This is a genomic window from Pseudomonas sp. GL_139_B, assembly GCF_057834475.1.
Window position 1 is genome coordinate 3706704 of the sequence record NZ_CM174403.1, and the last position, 11399, is coordinate 3718102.

The following is an 11399-nucleotide window of genomic DNA, read 5'->3' on the forward strand; positions in this document are numbered from 1 at the left end:
ACGTTTCAATCGGTGCTTGCACAGCAATAGTGTCCAGGGAAGCGGAGATCGGTATGAAATTTTTGGTTGTTGGTGGCGCGGGCTATATTGGCTCTCACATGGTCAAGCAGCTAATGGGCGCCTGTCACGAACTGGTGGTGGCCGATAACTTTTCAACAGGCCATCGCGGCGCGTTGATGGGCGCAAAACTGGTCGAACTGGACATTGCCAACGAGCAAGCGCTGGACGCCCTGTTTGCGGAACACCACTTTGATGCTGTGTTCCACTTCGCCTCTTTTACACAGGTGGGCGAGTCCGTCACTGAACCTGCCAAGTACTATCAAAATAACGTTTGCGCTACCCTGACGCTGCTAAAAGCCATGGTTCGCGCCAGCGTTAAAAACTTCATTTTTTCCTCGAGCGCCGCCGTCTATGGCGACCCGGTGTATGTACCTGTCGATGAGGAGCATCCCAAGGCTGCGATCAGTCCCTATGGTCGCAGCAAGTGGATGGTGGAGCAGGTGCTTGAAGACTTCGACCGCGCATACGGGCTCAAATCTGTCTGCCTGCGCTACTTTAACGCCGCCGGTGCAGACCCTGAAGGACAGCTGGGTGAACGTCATGAACCGGAAACACACCTGTTACCACTGATCCTGCAAGCGGCCTCTGGCAGGCGCCCATCAATCACCGTCTATGGCCGTGATTACGACACGCCTGACGGTACCTGCATTCGCGACTATGTCCACGTTGTCGATCTCGTTGCGGCTCACGCGCTTGCCGTCGACTACTTGCACGATGGAGGTGCAAGCACGGCGTTCAACCTCGGCAACGGCCAGGGTTTCTCTGTACAGCAAGTGATTGAAACCGCGCGCTATGTGACCGGGAAAAATATTTGCGTGAGCGAAGCGCCGCGACGGGCCGGGGATCCGCCTCGCCTGGTGGCTGATTCCCGGAGGGCCAATACATTGCTTGGCTGGCAACCGCGATTTTCCTCACTAGAACAGATAGTGGCGCACGCCTGGATCTGGGAGCAGAAGTATCCTTGGAATTGAACGTCGGTGCTGGTGAAAACCGAGCGCTATAGGCGCACGCAGTACGACTAATAGTAAGAGCGGTTTTGGGGCTCGGCTTTGTTTAGCACTGTGCCGATCAGATTGGCTGTCGCCAGGTGATGCAGGCTTTCCTCGATCTCTTTCTTGCTGTTCATGCCGTTGGCGACCACAAGCAGGACGCAATCGAATTTAGGCAAGACCGTAATCACCTCGTCCGAACTCAACACCGGTGGCAAGTCGAAAATCACAATACGAGAGTCGTAGCGCTCGCGAAGATCGCTAATCAAATAGCTCACCGCGGGTGATGACAGCACCTCTGCCGAGAGAGGAATCGGCTCGCGTGTCGGCAGGACTACAAATCGCGGCAAGGTCGGATTGACCAGCACGTCCTGCAGCTCAGCTTCATCGGCGAGCAATTCATTGAGCGACTTTTCCATCGGAAGTCCCAGGCAGACCCCCACCATCGGACGACGCAAGTCGAAGTCCACCAGCAACGCCGTCTTGGTGGTGTGATGCGCGATGCTCATCGCCAGGTTGATCGCCACTACCGTTTTACCTGAGTCCGGGGTCGGTGAGGTGATGGCAAGCGTGCGCCAGCCATTTTCCTCCATAGCTTTCAAAACCTGCGTGCGCAGCAAATCGAAAGCCCCGCTCATACTCGAATTTTTGTTGTAAGCCACAATGCGATGACGCTCAAGGTGGTCTGCCCGCAAAGGTACAACCTTGGTTTGCACATAACTGAGGGCATTGAGCGCTGGAGACTGCCCCGCCGTTGTGATCACGAGACTTGACGAAGGCTGTTGCTCGGCTTTATCGCTCGCTGACTTGATTTCCATGACTGTATACCTTATCGAAACCGCGCCAGAGCCTTGAATACCATCTGGTCCACCGGCATGTAGAAAAAGTGCACGAGGATCAATAGGCACGCGATCAACACAAATCCAAAGAGGATCAGAAGCTTTCGCAACCGCTTGTGGTGTGCGAGTTCCGCCTTGGTGTGAATGTAGGGAATGGTGCCCAATACGCGTCGACCCAGCACACTGGCCAGCGCCTCAACACCACGCACGCGCTGATTCAGCATCTCCAGCAGCATGACCAATGCTCCAGCGCCTACCGGGGCGAGCACAAAGCCCATGGCAACCACTTTCTTACGGTTGGGCCTGACTGGCTTCTCGGGCATCAGCGGCGACTCAAGAAGAACAAAACGCTCGGCCTTGTTTTCCTGTTCCAGGCTTTCTGAAATTTTCGCCCCCATTTCCTTAGTGCGAATCTCCTCATATTTTTTACGAGCGTTTTCATGATCACGCATCAGCGTGACCATACCGCGCTCGACTTGCGGCGTCTCAAGAATCTGCGCCTCGTAGGCTTCTATTTTGCCGAGTGTTTCCCGCTTCTGATCGGCCAACGACTTGATGCGCGCTTCTGAAGCCGCGACCCGGGCCTGCGCCTTGGCAACATCCAGACTCACCGGGCTCACTGCACCTGCCCCGCTACCCTGGGCAGCCTCAAGTGCAGCAATTTTGCGTTTGACGGCGCGCACATCAGGGTGAGCTGGCGTGTAGATCGACAGCAATCTGGTGTACTCCGCCTTGAGGCTACCCAGATCCTGCGGCTTCTCGGCTGTCGCACCATACGCCCCGGGTTTGGTCGTGACTCCGGCACTGGCGGCAGAAACCTCCAACTCATTGAAGCGCAATTCCTCACGGGCAGCCTTATAGTCGCGGTCGACTTCCTTAAGCTCGGTTTCGGCGCGCGACAGCATATCCATACGCAATTTCTGATGCTCAGGCAGCGCGTTGCTGTGAGCCTGCTTGAAGTCCGCCAGCCGGTTCTCCAGGGTTTCCAGTTCAACCCTGAGTTTGTCTGCCTCCTGCGTCAGGAACTCCGTCGTCTCACTGGCTCTTTCGGTGCGCTGCTTGATGTTTTCATTCAGAAACAGTGTCGCCAGCTCGTTGGCTACGTTGTTGGCGATCTCTGGTTGCCGGTGTTCAAAGCCAACGCGGAACGCAATGGTCACCTCTCCGCGCCCCTTGACGGCAGCACTGACGAGGGAAACGGCAATCGCATTGCGCATTTCATCGATTTTCTCGGTGACGCTCAACTGCTGGCCTTGCGAAGGAAACAAATTGTATTTGTCGATGATCTCTTGCAGGTGCTCGCGGGTCATCACGCGCTGGCGAATGACTTCGATGCGCTCATCGGCAAAGGTATTATTGTTTGCCGCAACCAGGTCTGGCGAGATCTGCTGGGACTCAACCAGAATAGTACTGGACGACTCATAGACGGGAGGGATGGACATCGCGGCCAAGACACTCACCCCGAGTATTGCCGCGATAGTCACGGTCACCAACACGGCTCGATGCTTGATGATTGCGATGTAGTCGTTGACCGACATTTCGTATTCAGAGGCCATAGTTCTCACAAAGCTGAATTTTCAGAGTTCGAAGTAACTATAGGTCAAGGCCAAGCCGACGATGTTAGCGCTGGCATCCGGCACACCATCTTCCTGGCGTTGTTTGTAAGTGAAGAATAGGCGCGCTACCCAAAAAGGTGAGAGCTCTCGACTGGCCCAGACATTGATATTTCGCAGGGTATTGGACGTATCGCCTTTGTTTTTTTGCCATGAGGCATCCAGACCGGTACGACTGAGTTCGTCGATGGAATAACTCCATGTACCCCGCAGATTATCGCTCTCGACGAACCCGCCATCGCCATTGGCGATCGTACTGCGACTGGCGTCGAGCGTTGTGTCAAAGCGTTCGCCGGCATAGTGCAACGTGAACCCGCCTTGGCCTGTGGGATTGCTATCCGTACCCGTTACCTGGTTGACACCAGCGTACACGGCCCCCTCCAGCTGCTCGGAGATTTTAAAGTTAAAACCGACAGTGGGAGTGTAGCTGTTTGAGGATACAAGCCCGGAGCCCGACTCAGGCTCATAGCGACTCGCTGAGAAACGCGTGACGAGTACGACGCGTTCGCTCCAGTCATAATTCAAGCTCAGGCGGTTCGAAAGCTCGTCATAGCTGGTCAGCGAATTAATATCGTATTTGAAGTCTGAGTATTCAGTCTCATTGACCAAGGTACTTCGTTCGCTAAGCGCGGTGCGCCAATTGCCGCCCAACGAATATTGCTTTTGCGTACCATCGGCGGCAATCACCCCCGTTTCCTGGACCACACTGGAGAGCGTCGAGGTCTCGACATAGCTCGCCGTAAGTCCATACGCTCCTTTTTCGGTTTCACGTTGCCACCCTAGAAGCAGTTTGGGGTCTTCACGGTTGCTAACGACGGATGTATCAGACGAGCGCACGATGTTCAATCCGAGACCGATATTCAACTGATCCTGGTCGGAAGTCCCGACGAAGCTCACATCGGGAGCGATAATCGTGCGAGTTACCGCCTTCTCGTTGGTCCCAACAAGCAGTGGATTGCTATCGTGTTCTACAGTCGTTGGCAGAGCGATTGCTGATTGCCAGGTGGCAGCATAGGCCGCCCCTGAACACGGCAAAATAAAGATCGCCGTCGCAAGCCCGGTCCTTCGCAGTACAAGCACGTTAAACCCCAATACCTCGCGCAAAATCAAGGCACGACCAGCGTATCGCCGGCTTGGAGTTCATAGTTGGTGGACATATCACGCCCGGAGATCAAATCGTTGTAATGGACGGGCAGTACCTGTTTGTTGCGCACAATTTTTATGGCGTCTTTGTCCGCGAATTTGTCGAGCCCACCCGCCAGACTCAACACTTGCAGTACTGCCGTTGGACCTGCCAACTGCACTGAACCGGGTTTCAGCACTTTGCCCTGCGCGTAGACTATATTGCCCTTGGGGTCGCTGACGACAACGCTCACGTTCGCATCGGGTATGAACTCTTCGAGCTTTTTGGCAATTATTTTTTCGACTGCCGTGGAATCAAGCCCCGCAACCGCAACTCGCCCCACCAGCGGAAAAGTGATGCTGCCATCGGGAAGTACATGCACTTCCTCTTTTAGAGTCTCCTCGCGCCAAACGGAAACAAGAATGACATCCCCGGGATTTAGCAGGTAAGCCGAGGTTTTTTCGTTGGCGCTGGTGATGCTGGGCCAAACAACCAGCGCACAGAGTGCAGATAACAAAAAACGCAACATTGGGATCCCTCCGCCTAAGCAGCCGTGCAAGGAGTCTCACACAAAAACGGAGTCAAATCACTCTCCCCCATTTCGTGCCAACGAAACCTTAAGACAGCACCGGCATCGAGCTTATCGGCTGTAAATTTCATTTAGCATGGCCTCAGAGAGCGAAATTTTAATATTTAACAATGGTTTGCATCTAAACAAGTCCCCGATGGCTTTTCCACGTCAAATTAACTGCCTCATGGTCGACCGAAAATCCTGTTCAACTGAAACACCGCCAGCCACAGCTATTCCCCCTTTGCGTGCTTTTGTCAGAAAACCAGTCGACGTTTACTTCAATCAATCGAATTTGAAATGCCTATATTCGAACGACAAAAAAATTACCGTCAGACTGGCATCGCCGAAAAATGAAGACAGAAATTACACTTTTCGTCGATTGGCTACGACAACAAAACCAAATAACGCAGAAGAAAATAGCCATGCAAGAGCAGAAGGCGCTACGCCTTTCGGCTGATTCGATGTGCCGGTCAAACCTGTCTCCCGGACATTGTGGTCAACCATCACCTGATCAATGGTTACCGCCGCCACTAAGCCGTCAAAGGGCGAAACATTGACACCTTTCGTTGAGTCCGTCTCATGAATGACACTGCTGAGTTGGGCAGTTTGAGTGCCGGCGGAATAGAGATCGCTGATCAACGAGTGCACGCCAAGGGTGCCTCCAAAAATAAGTAGCTCGCTACCCGAATGTGCTTCAAGAACCCCGTCAACCGCAGCACTTAAAGCATCACAAGATTTGCTTATGTGCCTATTTTCATTGGAAAAACTGGTCGCCTGAGCATTAAAAACAGCCGCGCCGTTAAAGAGCATCACTAGCAGTAATAACTGAAGGAAAAGTGGTGGGCGCATAGCACAGCCTTCCTGCACAGGAGGTTATTTCAATTGTCGGACGGAGGAGATCTTCACTAGGCTAAATTGAGCGTATAAGCACATAGCCATCACGTCAATAGCTCGTCACGACAATACGCAGAAATAAAAAACACGTCGAACACCGTCAAAATATCGACACGACAAATGACTCCGTTATTGGCGGATGGACTGTTTCCCATGAAACAACCCGGATTCCGGTAAACCTGCAAATCATTACTGCCACAAATGGCTTTATTGTTATCTTTTAGAAAGTTAGCGTTGATTTTGAAAACAAATCTCACGTTGTCCTGTCACGTTAATAACTATTATTCTCAATTCTTTCACTACCATGTACTTTTCGTTGAGTACCCAATTCATTCCGAACAATTCAAAATCCAAGCCGTCAATCAGATGAACGGAAGCCCTACGAAAATGGATGAGCAGCGCCTCGAAGCACAAGTGCTGTTCACAATGAGTCTGGCAAGCGCCAGGATCTTGGTGATTCTACGCATCGTATGCATTGGAGCTCATTCCCCGGAGCTACGAAGACAGCCCGTAGAGAAGATGGTTGGCCTACACTCAAGCCCGGGGAGTAATCGTGCCTTGCAAAAGCAATTTGGAGTTCAATATGGCAGGGGCGCATGGAATAGTCGGCAGCAGATGATGGCATCTTTGCTACGAATGGGAGGCTGTCATACTCCAGCCGTTTCAATCGAAGGATGGAACCTGCTGCTTGTTTCAATATTGAAATCACTTGAACCGCAGGGGAAGAACCTAATTTGAAAACTAACACTGTCCCGAAGGTTAGCGTACTTGTTCCCATGCGCAATGCAGCCCCATTCGTTGTTCAGGCACTGACGTCAATATTGCGCGAAGTTACCATTAGCTTAGAAGTCGTTGTCATCAACGATAAGTCTACCGACCGCTCATTGGAATTGGTGTTGAATATCAAGGATGAGCGAATCCAAGTCGTAGATGGACCGGGCAAAGGCATTGCCGCAGCCTTAAACATCGGCCTGGCGTTGGCACGGGGAGACATCGTCATGCGCTGCGATGCAGATGATCTTTACCCGGTTAGCCGAATCGACCATCAAGTAACGTGGCTTGACAACAATCAAGATTATGCGGCTGTGTGTGGGGGATTTACTGCACTAGATGAATCAGGGCTACTCCTCACCCAGCTAGAGACCGGTGAAATCGGCGAAGATATCACTGAGGAGCTCAATTTAGGGTGCACGAGAACGCATTTTTGCACCTATGCAGTTCGCAAAAGTGCAATTGATCGGGTCGGCGGATTCAGACCCTATTTTGAGACGGGTGAGGACATCGACTATCAGCTGCGCTTAGCCAATTCCGGTCGAGTCATGTACTTACCTCGAATAGCCTACGAATACAGATTACATGAAGCGTCGATAACGCATACACAAAACAATTCAAAGCGTATTTTCTTCGAGGATATGGCCAGACAGTTTCAAGTTCAGCGCAAGTTGTATGGCCAAGATGATCTTCAGCGCGAGCAGCCGCCAACAATTCCCGATGGTAGCGCCGACAGTGCTAGTAGTGCAGCGAAACAGATAGGGGGGATGCTAATGGGGTCTGCATGGCGTACTCATCAAAGCGGTAATAAATTGGACGCCATAGCATTGGGAATCCGAGCACTGACGCACATGCCTTTTGACATCAGTTCGTGGCGCAGTGTGGCGGCACTGATTGTGAAGTCGGGCAAGCGTTCCCGATGAAAATCCGATTGTCTGCTTGCCTGCGTAGCGCGGCTAGCGCAATGGCCAAATGCGACTATAGTTCCTTTCGTGCGTGCCATTGAATCCGGGGTAGTTGTAATGCCGTCAGTTGATTTATCGCCATGGTTGAGCCTGCAACCGAAGCTTATAGCAATGAGAGTGCAGCACGTTTTGCGTGGGGAATCAAATGGTTAATGTTTCCCTTGATGTGCTAGTCGTTAACTATAATACAGCGGCTCTGTTGCAGCCGATGTTTAATGCATTAAGACAAACAAACAGTGCGGATCGCACACGCTATTTGGTGGTAGACAATGCCTCTTCCGATAATTCGCTCGAGTGCCTGGCAAACATTTGTCCAGAGGCATTGCAAGTGGTCAATGATAAAAATATCGGCTTTGGCCGGGCCAACAATCAATTAATCGAGCACCTGCAAGGTCAATACGCGTTACTCCTTAATACCGATGCCTTTATTGCCGCCGACACCCTGAGCTTGACCCTCGAATACATGGAAGCGCATCCGGACTGCGGTGTCCTGGGTGTTCGGTTAGTTGGGCGAGAAGGAGACTTACAACCGTCCTGCCGGTATTTTCCGACTCCGTTGAATGTCTTCATTGCGCGAACAGGACTCGGTCGCTTTTTCCCTGGGGTGAAAAAGGTCGACGACATGGCTTGGGATCATGAGTCGGTACGTGAGTGCGACTGGGTGCCTGGGTGCTACTACCTAATCCGCAGTGAAGTCATCGACCAGATTGGCTTGTTCGATCCGCGCTACTTTCTTTACTACGAAGAAGTTGACCACTGCAAACGCGTTAAACAGGCTGGTTGGAAAGTGATTTATTACCCGCATACCACGGTGGTGCATATCGGTGGAGAAAGTGCCAAATCTGTTGACAAGCTCAATTCGACCAGCCGTCAACTTACCAAGTTTCAGATCGAAAGTGAGCTGTTGTACTTTCGCAAACACCACGGCCTGGCGGGGTTGGCTTTTCATATGGCACTGGTGAGCCTTGGGGATCTAATTCTGGCGCTCAAGGCTCTATTGAAAGGCCGTGATTGGGCGTCTATCCAGGCGTGCTGGCAGCATACTAAAGTTACTTGGACATTGTTGCGTGAAACCCGTCTCGCCAGCCAACCAACACGGTAGATCTTTTATGTTCGAATTCATACGTGCCGACTTGCGTGCATACAGTGGGGATTGGGCGGCTCAGGGCTTCTGGGTGATGCTGGTTTATCGCTTTGGACGCTGGCGCTACGGCGTGCGTCCGGCGTTGTTACGCAAGCTGTTCTCTTTTATATACAAAGTACTATTCAAGTTTGTGCAGATCGTGACGGGTATCGAACTGCCGTGTGAGGTTGTGGTCGGCCGTAACTTTGTTATCGATCATTTCGGTGGAATCGTGATCAGTGGCTATGCGCAGTTCGGCGACGATTGCCGCATCCGCAACGGCGTGGTGGTGGGGCTAAAAAATGTGGATGAGCCCATTGCCCCGGTGATAGGCAACAATGTTGATATCGGCGCCGGGGCCAAGGTACTGGGCAATATTCGCATTGGCAATAATGTTGTGATCGGTGCCAATGCCGTGGTGCTCATAGATGTACCCGACGACTCGATTGCCGTGGGTGTGCCTGCAACTATCAAGAAAAGGAAGCGCACAGAAACAAAGGAACGCTCATGAACTCAATGGCCACTGGTATGGGTGTTGTAGTTATCGGTCGTAACGAAGGTCGACGGCTTGAGCGTTGTCTTTCTTCGCTGGTCGGTGTGGCGCAGAAGGCAGTGTATGTCGACTCAGGGTCAACGGATGGTTCTGTGCCGATGGCGCTGAAGCTTGGGGTCGAAGTGGTCGAGTTGGATATAACGGTCCCCTTTACGGCTGCGCGCGCGCGTAACGAAGGCTTTGCGTGTGTGCGGCGTTTAATGCCGACGTTACGTTATGTTCAGTTTGTCGATGGTGATTGCGAGGTGGTCGAAGGCTGGCTGCCTCGGGCGCAGGCCTTTCTTGATGAAAATCCTCAGGTTGCGGTGGTCTGTGGGCGGCGGCGCGAACGATTTCCACAGCGCTCGATTTACAACTTAATGTGCGATCTCGAATGGGATACCCCGCTAGGTGAGACCAAGGCTTGTGGTGGTGATGCGCTGATCAGGGCCGACGCTTTCGCCACTGTGTCGGGTTTTCGACCGGAGCTGATTGCCGGGGAAGAACCCGAGTTGTGTCTGCGTCTACGTGCGAATGGATGGAAGGTCTGGCGCCTGGATAGCGACATGACCTTGCATGATGCGGCCATGACTCGTTTTGGCCAATGGTGGCGGCGTACTCTGCGAGGCGGCTACGCGTTTGCCGAGGGCGCATTTCTGCATGGAAATGCACCGGAACAACACTGGCGGCGCGAGTCGCGGCGGGCCTGGTTTTGGGGCTTGGGGATTCCATTGGCGACTATCATTACGGGCTTGATGCTGGGGTGGCTTGGGCTGCTTTTGCTGCTGGTTTATCCATTGCAGGTAGCGCGTCTGGCTCGTCGGGGCGATAGATCCGTGCGCGAAAACTGGTTGCTGGCTTTCTTTCTCGTGCTGGGGAAATTTCCTGAGTTGCTTGGGCAAGTCAAGTTTCTATTGGACAGATTCGGCATCGGTAAATCGGCGTTGATCGAATACAAGTGAGACTTTTATGAGTTTTTGGCTAGTACTGAAAAGCGTGCTTTCTTTACATGCTGGATATTCCGTCAGAGCGTTGAAAAACAAGCTGAAGCTCCTGATATTGGTCGGGATAAACTGGTCCAGGCTGAAATTATTTCTGTTACGCATGTCAAACGCGCTGGGAAAGTCCGGACTTGAGAAGCTGGGGGCCGACTGTATCGGTGTTGTTCATTGGCCTTACATTAGTAGAAATTGGGACTCCCAGGTCAGGCTTAACGTATTAGCCTCACATTACGAAGTGGTCACAAAAAGCTGTCCACAGTTTTTGCTTTTCGGGCGCAATGACCGCTTTATCTTGAGTGATTTGTCAGAGTGGTCGGCCGATTGCTCCTTGGTTCTGGATCGTCCCGTATGGTTTATGCGCGAAGGAGAGCTGGTACTGAACTTGTTCCAGGGAAATTTGCGCGTTGCATCAATAGCCTTCACGTTGTGCCACACCGAGATTGAGCTTTGTATTTTCATCGGTGCAGTTCAAGGGATACACAAAGGGATTGAGAGTGATAAGTCCTTGGCAATTTACCGGGAGCTTACAAAAGATTTTGAAGGCCTTCGGCCAAGAAGTTTTCTGATTGAGACTATTAAATACATTTCAATGAATATTGGTGTTGGAAAAATATATGCGGTAGGGGATGGGTATCGCCATCATCGTCATCCGTATTTCGGCGCTGAAAAAGCTCAAGAGCTTGCGGCAAATTATGATTCGATCTGGTTGGAGCATGGGGCGACACCTTCAGAGCGCGAAGATTTTTTTGAGATCCCCCTGGCTTCATCCAGGAAGCCGCTTGACTCTATTCCTTCAAAAAAGCGCGCCATGTACCGCAGGCGCTATGAGCTTCTAGATGACACATTTACAGCAATAGATAAGGTGTTGATAGGCAGCTATTTAGCACATTGACGTTCGTGATCACCGTACGCCTGTGG

11 protein-coding genes are annotated in these 11399 nt (G+C 52.0%); 6 read left to right on the top strand and 5 right to left on the bottom strand.

The genetic code is table 11. The annotated features are described in order from the left end of the window. The first annotated feature begins 53 nt into the window (after positions 1 to 53). The gene (galE, locus tag AC3ISI_RS16800) at positions 54 to 1031 is read left to right on the top strand and encodes a UDP-glucose 4-epimerase GalE (protein WP_489332941.1); all 978 of its coding nucleotides are present in this window, start codon (positions 54 to 56) and stop codon (positions 1029 to 1031) included. A gap of 47 nt (positions 1032 to 1078) precedes the next feature. On the opposite strand, the gene AC3ISI_RS16805 is transcribed toward galE, so the two are convergent. From AC3ISI_RS16805 to AC3ISI_RS16825, 5 genes are all read right to left on the bottom strand, one after another. After that, positions 1079 to 1867 carry a CpsD/CapB family tyrosine-protein kinase gene (locus AC3ISI_RS16805; RefSeq protein ID WP_489332942.1) on the bottom strand — a complete coding sequence of 263 codons (789 nt, stop codon included), beginning with the start codon at positions 1865 to 1867 and terminating at the stop codon, positions 1079 to 1081. An 11-nt stretch (positions 1868 to 1878) separates the two neighbouring features. Then, complete coding sequence (locus AC3ISI_RS16810) at positions 1879 to 3444, bottom strand: GumC family protein (RefSeq protein WP_489332943.1); 1566 nt, start codon at positions 3442 to 3444, stop codon at positions 1879 to 1881. Between the two features lie 21 nt (positions 3445 to 3465). Beyond that, positions 3466 to 4581, bottom strand: coding sequence for a porin family protein (locus tag AC3ISI_RS16815; protein ID WP_489337735.1), 1116 nt, complete (start codon positions 4579 to 4581; stop codon positions 3466 to 3468). 26 nt (positions 4582 to 4607) lie between these two features. Beyond that, a complete protein-coding gene (locus tag AC3ISI_RS16820) occupies positions 4608 to 5153 on the bottom strand; it encodes a polysaccharide biosynthesis/export family protein (protein WP_489332944.1) in 546 nt (181 codons plus the stop codon). Between the two features lie 405 nt (positions 5154 to 5558). Then, complete coding sequence (locus AC3ISI_RS16825; protein WP_489332945.1) at positions 5559 to 6044, bottom strand: hypothetical protein; 486 nt, start codon at positions 6042 to 6044, stop codon at positions 5559 to 5561. A 779-nt stretch (positions 6045 to 6823) separates the two neighbouring features. Between AC3ISI_RS16825 and AC3ISI_RS16830 the strand changes: the two genes are divergently transcribed. From AC3ISI_RS16830 to AC3ISI_RS16850, 5 genes are all read left to right on the top strand, one after another. Then, a complete protein-coding gene (locus AC3ISI_RS16830; protein ID WP_489332946.1) occupies positions 6824 to 7783 on the top strand; it encodes a glycosyltransferase family 2 protein in 960 nt (319 codons plus the stop codon). Positions 7784 to 7970: 187 nt separating this feature from the next. Beyond that, positions 7971 to 8927, top strand: coding sequence for a glycosyltransferase family 2 protein (locus AC3ISI_RS16835; protein ID WP_489332947.1), 957 nt, complete (start codon positions 7971 to 7973; stop codon positions 8925 to 8927). 7 nt (positions 8928 to 8934) lie between these two features. Continuing rightward, entirely contained in the window at positions 8935 to 9459 is a 525-nt protein-coding gene (locus AC3ISI_RS16840; RefSeq protein ID WP_489332948.1) for a serine O-acetyltransferase, read from the top strand. Positions 9460 to 9464: 5 nt separating this feature from the next. Then, complete coding sequence (locus tag AC3ISI_RS16845) at positions 9465 to 10442, top strand: glycosyltransferase family 2 protein (protein WP_489337736.1); 978 nt, start codon at positions 9465 to 9467, stop codon at positions 10440 to 10442. A gap of 7 nt (positions 10443 to 10449) precedes the next feature. After that, positions 10450 to 11373 carry a DUF535 family protein gene (locus tag AC3ISI_RS16850; protein WP_489332949.1) on the top strand — a complete coding sequence of 308 codons (924 nt, stop codon included), beginning with the start codon at positions 10450 to 10452 and terminating at the stop codon, positions 11371 to 11373. The last annotated feature ends 26 nt before the right edge of the window (positions 11374 to 11399 follow it).